19 protein-coding genes and 1 other RNA gene are annotated in these 17,751 nt (G+C 30.1%); 16 read left to right on the forward strand and 4 right to left on the reverse strand.

The window, feature by feature from the left end:
• Positions 1-48: 48 nt before the first annotated feature.
• The 3 genes from bioB to BN2409_RS11890 all read right to left on the reverse strand — a co-directional run bounded on the left by bioB (position 49) and on the right by BN2409_RS11890 (position 1,829).
• Entirely contained in the window at positions 49-1,008 is a 960-nt protein-coding gene (gene bioB / locus BN2409_RS11880; RefSeq protein ID WP_053956842.1) for a biotin synthase BioB, read from the reverse strand.
• On the reverse strand, positions 1,005-1,448 hold the full coding sequence (locus tag BN2409_RS11885; RefSeq protein ID WP_053956843.1) for a biotin transporter BioY: 444 nt from the start codon (positions 1,446-1,448) through the stop codon (positions 1,005-1,007). The genes bioB and BN2409_RS11885 overlap by 4 nt, the downstream gene beginning before the upstream one ends.
• Positions 1,449-1,634: 186 nt before the next feature.
• A complete protein-coding gene (locus BN2409_RS11890) occupies positions 1,635-1,829 on the reverse strand; it encodes a hypothetical protein (RefSeq protein WP_053956844.1) in 195 nt (64 codons plus the stop codon).
• 153 nt (positions 1,830-1,982) lie between these two features.
• Between BN2409_RS11890 and BN2409_RS11895 the strand changes: the two genes are divergently transcribed.
• Positions 1,983-3,761, forward strand: a complete 1,779-nt coding sequence (locus BN2409_RS11895; protein WP_053956845.1) for an ATP-dependent metallopeptidase FtsH/Yme1/Tma family protein — start codon at positions 1,983-1,985, stop codon at positions 3,759-3,761.
• Positions 3,762-3,829: 68 nt separating this feature from the next.
• A non-coding RNA gene (gene ssrS / locus BN2409_RS16925) (6S RNA) lies at positions 3,830-4,007 on the forward strand.
• 14 nt (positions 4,008-4,021) lie between these two features.
• Here ssrS and spoVB read toward each other — a convergent pair.
• Entirely contained in the window at positions 4,022-5,563 is a 1,542-nt protein-coding gene (gene spoVB / locus BN2409_RS11900) for a stage V sporulation protein B (RefSeq protein WP_053956846.1), read from the reverse strand.
• Between the two features lie 170 nt (positions 5,564-5,733).
• On the opposite strand from spoVB, the gene BN2409_RS11905 reads away from it, so the two are divergent.
• The 14 genes from BN2409_RS11905 (at position 5,734) to BN2409_RS11965 (ending at position 17,709) form a co-directional block, all read left to right on the forward strand.
• A complete protein-coding gene (locus BN2409_RS11905; RefSeq protein WP_053956847.1) occupies positions 5,734-6,300 on the forward strand; it encodes a 2'-5' RNA ligase family protein in 567 nt (188 codons plus the stop codon).
• 28 nt (positions 6,301-6,328) lie between these two features.
• Positions 6,329-6,571 (forward strand): hypothetical protein, encoded by a 243-nt coding sequence (locus BN2409_RS11910; RefSeq protein ID WP_053956848.1) that lies wholly within the window; start codon positions 6,329-6,331, stop codon positions 6,569-6,571.
• Positions 6,572-6,688: 117 nt separating this feature from the next.
• Positions 6,689-6,880: a hypothetical protein gene (locus BN2409_RS11915; RefSeq protein ID WP_053956849.1), complete on the forward strand. Its 192-nt coding sequence runs from the start codon at positions 6,689-6,691 to the stop codon at positions 6,878-6,880.
• Positions 6,881-7,011: 131 nt separating this feature from the next.
• Positions 7,012-8,505, forward strand: coding sequence for a MocR-like pyridoxine biosynthesis transcription factor PdxR (gene pdxR / locus BN2409_RS11920; protein ID WP_053956850.1), 1,494 nt, complete (start codon positions 7,012-7,014; stop codon positions 8,503-8,505).
• A gap of 36 nt (positions 8,506-8,541) precedes the next feature.
• Complete coding sequence (locus BN2409_RS11925) at positions 8,542-9,438, forward strand: diacylglycerol/lipid kinase family protein (protein WP_053956851.1); 897 nt, start codon at positions 8,542-8,544, stop codon at positions 9,436-9,438.
• Between the two features lie 91 nt (positions 9,439-9,529).
• A complete protein-coding gene (locus tag BN2409_RS11930; RefSeq protein WP_242847959.1) occupies positions 9,530-10,531 on the forward strand; it encodes a LacI family DNA-binding transcriptional regulator in 1,002 nt (333 codons plus the stop codon).
• Between the two features lie 67 nt (positions 10,532-10,598).
• Positions 10,599-10,844, forward strand: coding sequence for a YkuS family protein (locus tag BN2409_RS11935; RefSeq protein ID WP_053956853.1), 246 nt, complete (start codon positions 10,599-10,601; stop codon positions 10,842-10,844).
• 87 nt (positions 10,845-10,931) lie between these two features.
• The gene (locus tag BN2409_RS11940) at positions 10,932-12,824 is read left to right on the forward strand and encodes a YgiQ family radical SAM protein (protein ID WP_053957733.1); all 1,893 of its coding nucleotides are present in this window, start codon (positions 10,932-10,934) and stop codon (positions 12,822-12,824) included.
• 59 nt (positions 12,825-12,883) lie between these two features.
• On the forward strand, positions 12,884-13,054 hold the full coding sequence (locus BN2409_RS16930; RefSeq protein ID WP_110943104.1) for a DUF896 domain-containing protein: 171 nt from the start codon (positions 12,884-12,886) through the stop codon (positions 13,052-13,054).
• Between the two features lie 157 nt (positions 13,055-13,211).
• Positions 13,212-13,670, forward strand: coding sequence for a chemotaxis protein CheW (locus tag BN2409_RS11945; RefSeq protein WP_053956854.1), 459 nt, complete (start codon positions 13,212-13,214; stop codon positions 13,668-13,670).
• Positions 13,671-13,858: 188 nt separating this feature from the next.
• Positions 13,859-14,341, forward strand: a complete 483-nt coding sequence (locus tag BN2409_RS11950) for a hypothetical protein (RefSeq protein ID WP_053956855.1) — start codon at positions 13,859-13,861, stop codon at positions 14,339-14,341.
• Positions 14,342-14,473: 132 nt separating this feature from the next.
• Positions 14,474-15,637, forward strand: a complete 1,164-nt coding sequence (locus tag BN2409_RS11955) for a sensor histidine kinase (protein ID WP_053956856.1) — start codon at positions 14,474-14,476, stop codon at positions 15,635-15,637.
• A complete protein-coding gene (locus BN2409_RS11960; RefSeq protein WP_278320221.1) occupies positions 15,638-16,291 on the forward strand; it encodes a response regulator in 654 nt (217 codons plus the stop codon).
• Positions 16,292-16,302: 11 nt separating this feature from the next.
• On the forward strand, positions 16,303-17,709 hold the full coding sequence (locus tag BN2409_RS11965) for an aminopeptidase (RefSeq protein WP_053956857.1): 1,407 nt from the start codon (positions 16,303-16,305) through the stop codon (positions 17,707-17,709).
• Positions 17,710-17,751 lie beyond the last annotated feature (42 nt).

Raw genomic sequence — 17,751 nt, forward strand, 5'->3', positions numbered from 1 at the left:
CATATATCTACCTGTCTGTTCCTGTAGCTGTTATAAATATTCCTTTGCTCATATGATTTTCACCTCAAATCCAAGTTCTGAAATCATATTCATATCTTCATCAATGGAAATACCTTTTGTTGTGAGCATATCACCTGATATAGCAGCGTTTGCTCCAGATTTAAAAACACTTTTACCTTTATCTTCTAAAAGTCCCCTTCCTCCAGCGAGACGTAGAGTAGCTTTTGGAAGGATAAAGCGAAAAATTGCAATGATTCTTCGTACTTCATCCATTGTAAGTATTGGAGATTTTTCATATGGAGTTCCTTGAATAGGATTTAAGATATTAATAGGAATAGATTTTATAAAAAGCCTTCTTAAATCAAGGGCCATGTCAATTCTATCTTTCATAGTTTCTCCAAGTCCCATAATACCTCCACTACATACTTCAAGTCCTGCTTTTTGAGCATTTTTTATGGCAGTGATTTTATCATCATAGGTATGAGTTGTGCAGATATTGATAAAATTTCTTCGTGAAGTTTCAAGGTTATTGTGATATCTTTTTACGCCTGATTCCTTTAATTGGACAAATTGTTTATAGGATGATAATCCGTGAGAAGCACACAAAGCAATATTACAGTTTGATTTTATATGTTTATAACTTTTGCATATATGAACTATTTCTTCATCTGTTAATTTTCTACCAGATGTTACAACAGAGTATCTTAGAATTCCTCTGCTATGATTATAAACAGCTTCTTTAAGAAGACGATCATGATCAAGTAGTGAATATTCTTCAACACAAGCTGTATAATGAGAAGATTGTGCACAATATTTACAGTTTTCTGAGCATTTGCCGCTTTTTCCATTGATGATGGTACAAATATCAAATCCATTCCCACAAAAATATTTTCTTATTTCATCAGCGGAAAAGCATAACTCGTCTAAATCTGTATGGATTAGTTTCATTGCATCTTGTCTATTTATTTCATGCTCATTTAATACTTTTTTCTTTAACTTTTGTATCATCTATATATACCTCCTTTTAAAATAACTGGCAATAAACGTTTACTTAAAATAGCGCTGATAAAACAAATGATTATATCACCTGGTACTGCCAAGACAAAACAATACCACAGTAAAGCATTAATCCCTATAGGTGAGTGTATATAGTAATTTGCAATAAAATAGTAGTAAGCCATTCCAATAATATATCCAAATGTGGGCTCAAAAATATATCCGATTCCTCCGCCACTTGTGAATATAGGAAGTCCTAAAAGTCCTATTACTATGTATATACCTACTGAAAGAGATCCAAGTTTTTTTCCAAGAAGAAGGCCAGAAAGATTTGTAAATAAAAATTGCAGTGTGAAGGGAACCATAGGAACTGGAATTTTAATAAATGCTCCTATACTTATGAGTGCTGAAAACAATGCACATAAAATAAGTTCATTGGTTTTGAGTGACATATATTCTACCTCCTATTTTTAAAAAAGTATAACATATACAATTTTAATTGTAAACTAAAAACAAAAATAAGGTTTACAATTAAAATGTAAATATATTTATAAATATTGATTTAAAAAATACAAAAGTCGAGGTTCGAAAGGAGAAACTCGACTTTTGATTTTGAATATTTATAATGTCTAGATAAACTATTTTTTTATAACTTGATCCTCAGCAAATTGTATTAAATCTTCCATAGACTTTCCACCTACATAATCTCCACTATTTTGACGATAGGTAAGATCATTTTCGTCTGTTACCTTTTGAGTTACTAGTTCACTAGAAATCTCGGCATCATAGGTAGTAAAAGCTTTTCCATTTTTTTTAAATGTCTTTTTTTTCATAATGCATCAATCCTTTCAGTAATAGTTTTTGTAGAAAAAAAAACCTTATACTTGGAAAGAATCTCAAATAAGCTCCATATATAGGAAAAAATCAATTCTTTGAAATCACATAAAATTATGCTATAATACATTATGTAAACCGCCCGGCTCGAAATGATTATTAAAGGGGGTATTATTATTTTAAAGAATAAGAAAAAATTATTTTTAATAGTGACTAGTATTATAATAGGTTTAGTGGCTATTACAGCTTATTTTACATTATGGAATCAAAAAGAACCCCAAAAGCTATCTTATAATCAATTTATGAATTTGATTGAAAATAATAAGGTGAAACAAGTATATTTGTTAGATGAGCCCAAAATTAAGGGAACGTTAAAGGATGGGGAAGAGTTTATAACAGATAATCCAAGAACGGAAAATTTCAAAGAAATTCTTCTAACTAATAATGTTTTAGTAGATGAAAATAAGGGAAGCCTTATGGTGACAAATATTATTAGCTTTATAGGATTTATTATAGCTTTTGGTGCTATGGGGATTTTTTTATCTAGACAATCGTCAAGACAAACTTCTAGAGAGTTTTCCAAAATGTCTAGTATGGAAGCTATTGATCAAGGAAGTATAAAAGTTACTTTTGCAAGTGTAGCTGGAAATGAAGAAGCAAAAGAAAGCATAAAAGATTTAGGAGATTTTTTACAGAATCCAGACAAATATGCAAAATATGGAGCCAGAATTCCAAGGGGAGTGATTCTTTATGGACCTCCAGGGACAGGAAAAACTTTACTTGCAAAAGCTTTAGCAGGAGAAGCGAATGTTCCTTTTTATGCAGTTTCTGGATCAGATTTTGTACAAATTTATGCGGGATTAGGAGCAGGAAGAATAAGAAGTTTATTCAAGAAAGCAAGAGAAAAAGAGAAATGTGTAATATTTATTGACGAAATTGATGCTCTAGGCAAAAAAAGAGATGGACTAGGTGGAAATGATGAAACAGATCGAACTTTAAATGCCTTATTAACAGAAATGTCAGGATTTCATGACAATGAAGGAATTATTGTAATGGCAGCAACAAATAGACTAGATACTTTAGATGAAGCACTTCTTCGTCCAGGTAGATTTGATAGACAAATTGAAGTTTCACTTCCGGATGTAAATGCTAGGTATGAAATTTTAAAACTATATAGTAAAACAAAGCCTATTTCAAAAAATATTAATTTAAAGAATTTAGCCCATGAAACAGTTTATTTTAGTGGCGCTCAATTAGAAGCTCTTTTAAACGAAGCTGCTATTTTAGCGGCTAAAGAAGATGCAAAACAAATTGATGCAAACCATATAGATAAAGCTTTTTATACAGTAATTGCAGGAGAAGAGAAAAAAGATAGAAGCACAATCTCTCACATAGACAGAAAAATTACTGCTTATCATGAAGCTGGACATGCACTTGTTACAAAGCTTGTTGCGCCTGAAAATAAGGTGACAAAAGTGACTATTATTCCAAGCACAAAAGGAGCTGGAGGTTTTAGTATGAATATTCCTCCAGATAGAATGTATCAAACGAAAAAAGAAATGCTTAGCCATATAAAAATTGCTTTAGCAGGAAGATGTGCAGAAGAAATGATCTTTGGAGAAGAAAATATTACTACAGGTGCAAGCAATGACATACAAAAAGCTACAGAAATCATTGTAGCTATGATGAAGAAATTTGGTATGAACAAAAAAATAGGTATGATTAATTATGATGTGCTTTATGGAAACAAGGGAAGTATAGATCAAAACTTATTAGAAGAATGTACAAAGACTATGGAGACTTTGTATCAAGAAACAAAAGAATTATTAAAGTTTCATCAAGAAGTTTTAGATCAATTGGCACAAGAACTTCTATGCAAAGAAACTTTAAATGAAGAAAATATCGAAGAGATTATTAAAAGAGTTGCTTAAGGAAAATATAAAGATTCATGCATATCTACTCTTTTAAAATGTCACAAAATAGTGTATAATATATTTAATGAATCCTGGAGTGTGCGTTAAAACCTTAAAATTCAACCTACAAAGGACATACGGGAGCTCGTGTTCCTTTGCGGATGAAATGCCTCCAAGGAGAGGACTTCAAAAGTAAAGGATAGATCACCCACTTAGGTGAGTGGCGGGTGTGAATTTTCAGGTAAACGGCATTCTGGGGAGGGCTATATAGCCCTCTTCTATTTTTTTGTAATAATCCATTTTAAGGTTTCAAAGTTAATGCTTTTAGATAATATAATGATACTTATATAAACAATAAATCCTATTCCCATACTTAAGGAAATGTTGATAAAAGGAATGCAATCCATACGGATACATTGAGCATAAGTAAATTTTATGGAAAAAATCATTATAATCGTTGCCAATATAGGTTTTAGAATATGATTGAGAAAATGAAAGTCTAGTCGCATAAAGTGATTTAGACTTTTTATATTTAATATACAAATAATAGCTGTAGAAAGAATGAAACCTAAGATAAATCCATTTTCTGCAAAAGAAGGATTTGCGACTAGATAATAGGTACAAAATAATTGAATCATTGTTCCAATGAGATGATGGATTGTTGTTACTACTTGTTTTCCCATTCCATGAAGGATTCCTGATACAGTATGATGCAGACACAAAAACACGGTTCCATAAGAAAGGTAAGATAGATACTGATCTACATAATCTACATCATATAAAAAGCTACATATGGGTTTTGAAAAAAATAAAAATACACCCATGATAGGAAGCGCAATAAGTAAAGTAATCCGAATGGCAATATGAGATTTCAAACGTATGTCCCTAAAATTTTTCAAAGCCATTTCTTCAGATACAGATGGAATAATATTGACTACCAATGCAGAAGTCACAATGAAAGGGAGAAATAAAAGAGGCATAGCCATTCCCGTGATTTTGCCAAAGGTAGTGATAGCTGATTGTAAACTATAGCCTGCTAGTTGTAATCTTTGTGGAATAAGTACTGCATTTATAGATTGCATAACAACAGCGATCAGTCGTGTAAGGGTAATAGGAAGAGAGATATATATAATTTTTCCCAATAGTTTTTTATTTGTATTTTTTATTTGCAGACTTGGAATATGAATATTTTTATTAGATTGAAATTTAAAAATAAGCCACAATAAACCTGCCAATTCTCCAATAGCTATTCCTATGACTGCGATCATGGAGGCGTATTTCATTTCTAAAGGAGAAAGTAAGTATAAACTCCCTAATACAAAAGCAATTCTCATAATTTGTTCTAAAATTTGAGATACGCCAGGTGGTTCTACATTTTTTATACCATAATAATATCCTCTAAAGATAGATGATAATGTAATAAAAATAATAGCAGGAGGGAGTACTATAAGACTTTCATAAGTATCTTTGTTTTTAATAAAATAAAAACTTATATGTTTTGCATATAAAATTAGGAATATACAAAGAATGGTGCTTATGAAAAGACCTAAGACCAAAGCTGTTTTTAAAATTTTTCTACATGTTTTTTCATCATGTAAAGAAGAATAATGAGCTGTAAGTTTAGATACGGCCACAGGAATTCCAGCCGTAGTAAAAGTAATCAGGATCATTAATATAGGGAAAACTAAATGAAAAATCCCTATTCCTTCTGCTCCAATCATACGAGAGAGAAAAATTTTATAGGCAAATCCTAAAAATCTTACAATGAAATTTACAATTACTAAAACAAAAGTAGCATAGATAAATGAATTTTTTCGCATAGAAAACCCCTCTTTGTATAGCAATTTACTGTTTATACATATTCTAATAAGAGGGGTTATATTACAAAATTATAGCATTTTAATGAGATGATAAGTGTTACAAATGTCTATAAGAGGGTATAGATATATAATATGATGAATATATAATTTTTAAAAATAGGAGAACGAATATGGATAATATAGTTTTTTTAGTTGCAGTTCCAAAGGGACCTCTTTATAATTGTTGTATGAAAATACAAAAATTTCTTTGGAAAGAGTATGATCTAGGAAATGATTTATTACCACAGATTCATCTGACAATAGATGGATTTTATTATGATGATGAGAAAGAACTAGATGAAATACAAAAAAATTTAGAAAAGCTTATTTCAAAAATTGATCCTTTTGAAATAAGATCAAATGGGTTTGGGTATATTCCCAGTCCACATAAATGCATTACTCTACATATTGTAAAAACTGAAGAATTAAAAAAGACTTATGGCTTTATTCATAAAAATATGCAGCAGAAAGGTTTTAAAGTAAGGGAATTTAGTCCAGAGGAAATGGTTTTTCATATTAGCCTTGCGGGGATACATGGAAGAGAATGGAGTGAAGAAGAGATGAAACAGGCTTGGGAAAAAGTAAGAGATTTTAAATTGAATGAATCATCTCTGATTGACCATTTAGAACTATGGTATCCAGATCTAGACCCTAAAAAAAGATTAATAAAAAGATTAGAAATTGGGCAAACAATATAAGAAAGGATAAAGAAATGGAGGCAAAATAATGGAGCTGGTTTGTCCTATTTGTAATGGTATGGCAGTGTATTTATTAAAATGTCCTATATGTGGGAAACAAATGGAAAATAAAGGACCATTGACTGATTTTTTAGATGATTATAGTCCATACTTACCTATAGAAATTACACAATTAAGTGATGGTGCAGATAAAAATCATTGTATGCATTTATTTTATTGTGAAGGTTGTCACTATGACAAAAGAGTTCCTATTCATTATGTAGAAATGTAAAAATACTAATAATTTTTAGGGGTTTTGATTTTAAAATAAAAATATATTTTGTGAAAATGTACATAATAAATATGGAAAAAGAAAAAAATATAGTGAAAAGGTAAGGAGGTGCTCAGGATGGAAATGAATACAAGAGATACAATTATGAAAAAATTACTAGATGCTCAGGAAAATGTTCGTGATTATGAAATGTTTTCAAAGAAAGTAGAAAACGAAGAAGTTGCAAGTACTTTTAAAAAATTTGCAGAAGAGTCAGGAATGCAAGCAAGAAGATTACAACAATTAATAGATAAATATGATAAACATTAATAAAGTGCGGAATACCGCACTTTATTAATTTGTAGCAAAATATGATAAAGTCTTGTATAATGTATGTAAGCAGATAAAATGTACCATAACAAAGTAAAATCTAATAAAATGTTTAGATACAGGAGGTTACAATGGACGTTTATAAAAATATTTCTTTAGATAAGGAAGCTTCTCAGCATCTTTATATACAGTTATTTCAAAAGGTACGCCAACTCATTTTAGATAAAAAAGTAAGCGCCAATGAAAAGCTTCCACCCATTAGACAACTTGCTCATACTTTAGGAGTGAATACAAGCACAATTGTAAATGCATATGATCTTTTAGAAAAAGAGGGGTTTGTACATAAAAAAATTGGTAGCGGTACTTTTGTAGCGCCTATCAAAGAAGAAAGCTTTTCAGGAGAGTTATTTGAAAAATATCCTTTAGATGAAGATTTTAAATTAATGGATCGGGGACAAATTCAAATTAAGGAGAATATGATTAGTTTTGCTAGTGCTACGCCTACGTCAGATTTATTTCCAGTAGAAGATTTCAAAAGGCTTTTAAACGAAGTGTTGGATCGAGATAAAGGAGATGCATTTAGTTATCAAGAAAGTCAAGGATATTATCCATTGAGAGAAGCGTTAGTAGATTACTTAAAAGAGATTGGTATCCATACGAAGTTTGAAAATATTCAAATTATTTCTGGAGCCCAACAAGGGATTGATGTGATTTCAAAAGCTTTTGTAGATTATAAAGATACTATTATTGCAGAAAATCCTACTTATACAGGTGCTATTGGAACCTTTAAGTCAAGAGGAGCAAAAATTTTAAGTGTTCCTATTGAAGGAGATGGAATCAATATAGAACTTTTAGAAGAAAGTATTAAAATACATCATCCAAAATTAATTTATTTGATGCCTAATTTTCAAAATCCCACAGGATACTCTTATAGTAAAGAGAAAAAATTAAAGATTATTGAATTAGCTAAAAAATATGGAGTGTTTATTGTAGAAGATGATTATTTAAGTGATTTGAGTTTTTATAGTAAAGATAATACGACCTTAAAGAGTCTTGATACAGAGGATTGTGTAATTTATATTAAAAGTTTTTCAAAAATTTTTATGCCTGGATTGAGATTAGGATTTTTGGTTCTTCCTAAAAAAATACATCATAAGATTTTAGCAGCCAAACATACATCAGATATTTCAACTTCGGGGCTTAACCAAAGAGTATTTGATTTGTATTTAAGACAAGGAATATGGAAAAAGCATATTGAGTATATGGAAAAAATATATAAAGAACGATTTGATCAAATGAAAATTTGTATAGAAAAATATTTTAAATCCTTAGATATTGAATATATTCTTCCATCAGGAGGGTTAAATTTTTGGTTTGCCCTTCCACAAGGATATGATGCAGATCAGCTTTATTTAGAAGCTGCAAAATACAACATACTCATTTTACCTGGATCTATATTTTTTCCTACGAAAGCAGAAAGTAGATTTTTTAGACTGAGTATTGCTTCTGTATATCCTAAAGACATTGAAGTAGGAATGAAAAAATTAGCTCAAGTACTAGATATGTTTATTCAAAAAGATTCTTCACAAATAAAAGCATCAGATGGATATACACCACTTTTATAATAAAGAAATCATGAACAAAAACATGAGGTGATAAAATTGAAGGCAAAGTTTATTATTAATCCTTCGTCAGGAAAGCAGATGGTTCAAAAAAATTTAGATAGAATTATTGGGAATTTAATATTAGAAGGGATTCTTAATCACATAGATGTACTTACATTAAAGAAAAAAGGGGATGCTTATGAAGGGGTCAAAGAATTAAAAAAGGATGAATATGATTATGTAGTGGCTGTAGGAGGAGATGGAACAGTCAACGAAGTAATCAATGGGCTTATGGTAGGAAACAATCAAATTCCCCTTGCTATTTTGCCAGCAGGAACTGTAAATGATTTTGCAAATTATCTAGAAATTCCTACAGATGTAAGAGGATTTTCCAATATGTTAAAAGAAAATAAAAAGAAAAAAGTAGATGTAGGGAAAATAGGAGACCAATACTTTATAAATGTTTTAGCGGGTGGAATTTTAACAGACGTAGGATACAAGGTTTCCTCTAATGTAAAAACATGGCTAGGAAAATATGCTTATTATGTAGAAGGAATGAGAGAAATTCCTAAGCAAATGTTTAAAAGTATTAAACTTTCTATGGAGACAGAAAAATGGCTTAAAGAAGAAGATACTTTTATGTTTATTATTAGCAATACTCCTATGGTAGGAGGATTTAAAAGATTAGCTCCAAAGGCTAAGATTGATGATGGAATGCTTGATATATGTATTATAAAAAAATCTGATATACCTGAATTTATTGGATTGTTTTTTCAAGCTATGAAAGGAGAACATATTTATCATCCTAAAGTAGTTTATTTACAATCTCCTAAAATAAAATTAGAATGTAAAGACTATACAAAAGTAAATTTAGATATAGATGGAGAAGAAGGAGGGTCTCTTCCTGCAACTATTGAAGTGATTCCAAAAGCTTTAGAAGTTTTTGTACCTTAAAAAATAGTTATATACTAAGAAGGAAATTGTATATGAGTTGTAGAAAAATATAAAATATAAATGAAAATATATGGGAATGGGAGTGGATACTTTGAGTATAACAATTAAAGATGTAGCAAAAAAGGCAGGTGTGTCTATATCTACCGTTTCTCGTGTGATTAATGGATCTAAACCTGTAAGCAGTGAAATTAGACAAAAGGTATTACAAGTCATTGAAGAAACAGGATATCGCCCCAATCCTGTAGCAAGAAGCCTAGTGATGAAAAAAAGTCAATTAATTGGAGTAGTTGTTCCAGATATATCGAACTTTTTTATTGGAGAAATATTAAATGGAATAGAAGAAGTAGGAAAAATGTATGGGTATGATATGATTTTATGTAATACATATGCAGATGTAGAGCAGGAAAAAAGGTATCTAAACTTTTTAAAATCAAAGCAAGTAGAAGGAATTATATTTATGACATGGAAATTTCAAAATATTGTAGATGATTTAGAGCATATAGATATTCCAATGGTTACAATAAATAGAAATACTCGTGAATTGGAAATTCCTTCTGTATCTATTGATAATTTTGAGGCTGCTTATGAAATGACAAAATATTTAATTGAAAATGGACATAAAAGAATTGCACTCATTCGAAATACTTTGGATCAAGATGCTTTTGGATATGATCAATATAGAGGATACAAAAAAGCATTAGAAGAATATAATCTGCCATTAGAAGAAGATTTGATCCAATATGGAAATCTAAAGCTAGATCATAGCTATGAAATTGTAAAAGAATTTATAGAAAAAGGAAATCTTCCTAGTGCAATTTTTGCCACTAGTGATGTAATGGCTGTAGGAGCCATAAACTGTTTATTCGATCATGGATATAAAGTTCCGGATGATATTTCAGTAGTAGGCTTTAATGATATTAAACTAGCATCTATATATAGACCAAAGCTTACAACTATTCATCAACCTATTTATGATATTGGTGCAGTAGCTATGAGAATGATTGTAAAACAAATTAATGGAGAAGAAGTGGATCGTAAAGCAGTGACTCTTCCTCATGAGCTTATTGAGAGAGAAAGCAGTAAAAAAATATAAAGTATATTTTTTCTTCTAAGTAGGAATAATAAAATTGCAAAGTCCTACATTAGGAGGTGTATAAGCTTTGAAAAAAGTAGCTGTCGAAAAATCATTAAAAAATATAAAAAGTTATTTAAGTATACAAGGATATGAAGTAAGAGATTTAGAAAGTAGTAGAAGAAATCTAAAAAATTTTGATGCTATTATTGTATCAGGACAAAATAGCAATTTACTAGGAATGCATGATACCAATACAAAAGCATCTGTAATCAATGCAGCAGGTATGACTCCAGAAGATGTGGCGAATCAGTTAAATAATCGTTTCAGCTAAAGACCTCATTGGAGGTCTTTTTTTGTAGTCATTTTGTATAAAACATATTATAATATAGGTATTGTCATGATAGGAGAGAGAGAAAAGATGATAAAAAGTGAGTTTTTACCTATTTGCAAAGAGGATATGAAAAAAAGAGGTTGGGAACAATTAGATTTTATTATTATTACAGGAGATGCATATGTAGATCATCCCAGCTTTGGAACGGCTGTTATTTCAAGAGTATTAGAAGATGCAGGATATAAAGTAGGAATTATTGCTCAGCCAGATTGGAGAAGTACTTCTGATTTTAAAAAGTTAGGAAGGCCAAGACTCGCTTTTTTAATCAATGCTGGAAATCTAGACTCTATGGTCAATCATTATACAGTGAGTAAAAGAAGAAGAGATAAAGATCTATACTCCCCAGGAGGAAAAATGGGACTTAGACCTGATCGGGCAACTATTGTTTATACCAATATGGTCAAACAAGCATACAAAAAAGTACCTATTATTTTAGGAGGAATAGAAGCAAGTTTAAGAAGATTTGCTCATTATGATTATTGGAGTGATAAGGTAAGGAGATCTGTTTTATTTGACAGTGAAGCTGATCTTTTAATATTTGGAATGGGAGAGCGACAAGTTATTGAAATTGCCGATCTTTTAAATAATGGATTAGATATAAAATACATTAGACATATTCAAGGTACATGTTATACGGTAGAAAGTTTAGAAGAAGTCTATGATTATATAGAGGTCCCTTCTTATGAGAAAGTGTCTACAGATAAAAAGGCTTATGCAAAAGCTTTTAAAATCCAATATGAGGAGCAAGATAGCATCAGAGGAAAGGTATTGATTCAAAAGCATAAAGATGTTTATATTGTACAAAATCCTCCAGTACTTCCTTTGAGTCAAGTGGAACTAGATAGAGTATATGATCTTCCATATATGAGAAATTATCATACTGTTTATGAAAAAATGGGTGGAGTTCCTTCTATTCAAGAGGTGAAGCATAGTATTATTAGTGAAAGAGGATGCTTTGGAGGTTGCTCTTTTTGTGCACTTACTTTTCATCAAGGAAGAGTCATTCAAAGTAGAAGTCAAGAATCTATTTTAGAAGAAGCACACAAAATCGTAGAAGATAAAGACTTTAAAGGTTATATTCATGACGTAGGAGGTCCTACTGCAAATTTTAGACATGTAGCTTGCGAAAAACAAAAAAAACATGGAACATGTAAAGATAAACAATGTTTATATCCTAAGCCTTGTAAAAATTTAGATGTAGATCATGAAGAATATTTAGATCTTTTGAAAAAAATAAGAAACATAGAAGGTATAAAAAAAGTTTTTGTTCGATCAGGACTTCGTTATGATTATATTATGGCAGATAAAAAAGATGAATTTTTAGAAGAGCTATGTAAACATCATGTCAGTGGACAATTAAAAGTAGCTCCGGAACATGTATCCCCTAAGGTACTAGACTTAATGGGAAAACCAAGAAGAGAAATATATGATAAATTTGTAGATAAATATTATAAAATTAATGAAAAGATAGGAAAAAAACAATTTTTAGTTCCTTATTTAATGTCGAGTCATCCAGGAAGTGATTTAGAAGCTGCTATTGAGATGGCAGAATATCTAAGAGATATTCACTATCATCCTGAACAAGTACAAGATTTTTATCCTACCCCTGGAACTTTATCTACTTGTATGTTTTATACGGGAGTAGATCCAAGAACTATGAAGGAAGTATATGTTCCAAGAAGTAGAGAAGAGAAAGCTATGCAAAGGGCATTGCTTCAATATAGAAATCCTAAAAATTATGAATTAGTAAAAAAAGCACTTCTTTTAGCAGGAAGAAAAGATTTGATAGGATATGGTCCTAAAGCTTTGATTCAACCTAAAGGAGAAGATAAACAAAAGATAAGAACAAAAGATTTTAAAGGAAAAGATTCTAAAACAAAAGATTTTAAAGGAAAAAGACATAGAAGAAAAAGAAAGTAATTTGACGAAAAATTTTATTTCTTATAAAATATTAAGAGAACAAAGAGAGGTGGAAAATTGTGATTACAAAAGAATTAATAGATCGTATTAATTTTTTAGCCAAAAAGTCCAAACAAGAGGGATTGACAGAGGAAGAGAAAATCGAACAGAAAAAATTAAGAGAAGCCTATTTAAAAGGTTTTCGTGAGAATTTTAGAAAACAATTAGACAATATTGAGTTGGTAGACTAAAAAAGAATAAATGTAAATTTATTCTTTTTTTGTAAAAGAAAAAGGAAAATGTTTAGTTGTATAGAATATATATTATGAAAAGAGTATATTAAAAACTTCCATGCTACCATGGTAGCTAGTTCATAAATGTTTTATACATAGAGAGGGGGACTTAAAATTGGCAGAATGTCAATATGTAATATTTAAACTTTCGGGAGAATCTTATGGAGTAGATATTATGAATGTAAAGGAAATTACAGAATATAAACAAACTGTAAAAGTTCCAAATACACCTGATTTTGTAGATGGCATTATTAATCTTAGAGGAGAGATTATTCCTATCATTAATTTGAAACAAAGATTTCATTTAGAGGATACAGGAGTTCATTCAGATACAAGAGTAATTGTAATTCATCTAAAGGAGAAACAAGTAGGATTTGTTGTAGATGAAGCTTCACAGGTATTAAGAATTACAGAAGAAAATATTGAACCTGCACCAGATATGATTACAGGAGTAGATAAAAAATATATTACTGGAGTTGGAAAACTAGAAGATAAGATTGTTTTACTTCTAGATTTAGAATATGTTTTGACAGATGAAGAAAAGGAAAAAATACAAGAAATTTCTGAAAACTAATATTTATTGACGAGAATGAGAAAAATTATAATAATTCTATAATTTATCATGGATTTATGATGAAAATTTAAAAAAATAGATTTTTGTGTAGATAAAAAAAAAGTATTTGACAACAGCAAAGGTCAAATTTCAAACTATAGCTAGTGTATAATAAATGCAAATACACAAGATATAGGAGGAGCTTTACCATGAAAAAGACTTTGCTGTTTTTTTTAATATTAGTGACGATTATGATTTATGGGAAAATAGGTTTTGTAGATGCAAATGCAAAAGTCCCTACACAAAATAACTTTGAACGAGAAAAAAATTTAATTGAACAACTGTTTGAAGAAAGAGTTCGTTTGTGGAATGAAATTTATAAAGAAGATATGGATCAAAAAACTTGGATCGAAGAATTACAAAAAATTGTGACAGATCCTTTATTATCTTTTGATGAAGAAGCATTTAGGCAAGTATATGAATACCCCACAGATATGGATAAAGTATTAGATGTAAAGATTTTAAATATAGGAGATGTAGTATGTAAAAAAAATGAGATCAAAGCTAAAGTGAATATATTATGGAAAATGGAAAGTTTGGATCAAAAATACAAAGAGGAAATCACGTATACTGTTCTTCTAAATAAAGAAGACGGACGTTGGAAGATTTCTGATTATAATGTAAATGAATAAAACTGTCTATATAGACAGTTTATTATTTGTGTGTATATAATATAAACTATGAAGAATGATTTTTATAGAAAGATGTGGAATAGAGATTTAATTACATCTTATTTTTTAAAAAGTATATAATAGAGGTGTACTATGTATAAACCTGCATTAAGTGCAAAAAAAATGAATGAAATATTAGGGCATACTATTGAAGCCATTGAAAAAGGCAAAAACGAAATATTTGAAATTGCTGAAAGGGCTAGAAAAGAATGTCAAGCATTAGAAGAAGAACTTCAGCTTATTAAAAAAAAGACACTTCATATCATTAATGAAGTAGATACATTAGAAGTGCTAGAAAGAAAGAGTAGATATAGATTGGCTATGGTGAGTAAAAATTTTAGCAAATACTCTGAAAAAGATATTAAAACAGCTTATGAGGAAGCAAGTGAATTGCAGGTAAATATAAAACTAAAAAGAAATGAAGAAAAAGAGTTACTTAGACAAAGATCAGATTTAGAAAAAAGATTAAAAAGTGCATATGAAGTAGTAAAAAGTGCAGAGAAGTTAGTTGCCCAAGTAGGAGTTGCATTAGGATATCTAAGTGGAAATTTAAAAGATGTAATGGAACATTTAGAAGGAATTCAACAAAAAGAAGAAATAGGCATTCGAATCATCAAAGGACAAGAAGAAGAAAGACAAAGAGTAGCTAGAGAAATACATGATGGACCTGCACAATCTATGGCAAATGTAGTGATTAAAGCAGAGATTTGCGAAAAACTTCTCCAAAAGGATATAGATCAAACAAAATATGAATTAGGACAGTTAAAAAGTATTGTAAGAGGATGTCTAAAGGATGTAAGAAAGATTATATATGATTTAAGACCTATGTCGTTAGATGACCTAGGATTGGTTCCTACTATTGAAAGATTGATTATAAATTTTAAAGAAGAAACAAAAATACCTGTAAATTTTTCTGCTAATTGTATTCAAGAGGTAGAACGAACAGTAGTACAACTTTCTCTATTTAGAATTATTCAAGAAGCTTTAAATAATATAAGAAAATATGCCAAATCATCTACTGTGATTGTCAAGCTAGAATCTATTGATCACAAAATTAATCTTTTGATTATGGATGATGGAGTAGGTTTTGATATGGAAAAAATGTCACCTACAAATAAACAAGAAAGTGGATTTGGTTTATTTATTATGAAAGAGAGAGTAGAACTGTTGAAAGGAAAAATAGACATTCAAAGTAGTGTTGGAATGGGAACAAGAATAAAAGTAACCATTCCCTTAAATGACGAGGGGGGAAAATAAGTGTATGATGTAATAAGGGTCTTAATAGCAGATGATCATGAATTGATGAGACAAGGGTTAAAACAAATTATAGAGCTAGAAGATGATATTCAAGTAGTAGCATTAGCAGTAGATGGAGAGGATACTATTAAGAAATCTCAAAAATTCAAGCCAGATGTAATTTTACTAGATATCAATATGCCGAATATGAATGGAATTCAAGCCTTAAGAAGGTTAAAAGATATGGGGACAGATTCTAGAATCATTATGTTAACCATTCATGAGGATCAAGAATACTTATTTGAAACCATCAATATAGGTGCATCAGGGTATGTATTAAAGGATGCAGAATCTTCTAGCTTGGTGAAAGCTATAAGAGATGTTTATACAGGCCATTCTTATATTCATCCTTCGCTTGCTTCCAACTTGGTGAAAGAATACAACAAACACGATAAATCAGACGATGGGTATAAAAAAGATAAGTTGACAAGAAGAGAATATGAGGTATTAAGTTTGATTGCAGAGGGAAAAAATAATAGAGAGATTGCAGATAATTTGTTTATAAGTGAAAAAACAGTAAAAAATCATGTATCCAATATATTTAGAAAAATTGAAGTAAGTGATCGAACACAAGCTGCCATTTATGCTTATAAGCATAATATTAAAAAAATATAGGAGGGAGTATTATGAGTACAAGAGATGTTCTTTCTTTTTCTTTTCAAAAGGGGTGGGAAACAGTTGATGAGAAAAGGAAAGAAACAGTATTTGGTTTTTGTGAAAACTATAAAAAATTCCTTGATAAAGGAAAAACAGAAAGAAAATGTGTTGAAGAAATGATTCAAAAAGCAAAAGAGCATGGATATAAAAATATAGAAGAATACATAAGCGGAAAAGAGAAAATTCAAATAGGAGAAAAAATTTATGTCAATCAAAAAGGAAAAGCTCTAGCACTATTTGTAATAGGAAAAGAAAGCATACAATCAGGAATGAATATTATTGCAGCTCATATTGATTCTCCAAGACTTGATTTAAAACCTTTTCCTCTATATGAAGATGGAGAATTAGCTCTTTTAAAAACTCATTACTATGGAGGAATTAAAAAATATCAATGGACAACTATTCCTCTAGCGATTCATGGAGTTTTTATTAATAAAGATGGAGAAAAGATACATATGTGTATTGGAGAAGAAGAAACAGACCCTGTATTTTATATTACAGATTTACTTCCACATCTTGCAAAAGATCAAAATGAAAAAAAATTAGGTGATGCAATTACAGGGGAAGGATTGAATGTTGTTATAGGCAGTATTCCTTATGAAGATAAAGATATAAAAGAAAAAATAAAATATAATGTGCTTCATTTATTATATGAAAAATATAATATGAAAGAGGAAGATTTTCTAACTGCTGAAATTGAAATTGTTCCTTCTGGAAAAGCAAGAGATGTAGGTATCGATAGAAGTCTTGTAGGAGCTTATGGTCAAGATGATAGAGTATGTGCTTATACTGCTTTTGAAGCTATACTTGATGTAGATCATCCTATTCAAACAGCAGTTGCATTATTTGCGGATAAGGAAGAAATAGGAAGTGTAGGAAATACTGGTATGCAATCAAGATTTTTTGAAAATGCCATTGCAGAACTCATCAGTTTACAAGAAATAGAGTTAGTAGATCTAAAATTAAGAAGAGCATTATCCAATTCTAAAGTTTTATCTGCAGATGTAGGAGCTGCTTTTGATCCTAATTTTCCTGATGTTTTAGATAAAAGAAATGCAGCTTTTTTAGGTAAAGGAGTTTTAGTGTCTAAATATACAGGTGCTAGAGGAAAATCAGGCTCAAATGATGCCAATGCAGAATTCCTAGGAGAAATAAGAAATATCTTTAATGATCGTAATGTTTTATGGCAGATTGGAGAATTAGGGAAAGTAGATCAAGGAGGAGGAGGAACAATTGCTTATATTCTTGCTGGATATGGAGCAGAAGTCATAGATTGTGGAACCCCTCTTTTAAGTATGCATGCTCCTATGGAGCTTGCTAGTAAATTTGATATTTACATGACCTATAAGGCTTATCATGCTTTTTTGGATAGATAAATTATAATAAAGGTAGAACAAAAAAATCGGGTATATACCCGA

The organism is Inediibacterium massiliense (genome assembly GCF_001282725.1).
Lineage (GTDB): Bacteria > Bacillota > Clostridia > Peptostreptococcales > Thermotaleaceae > Anaerophilus > Anaerophilus massiliensis.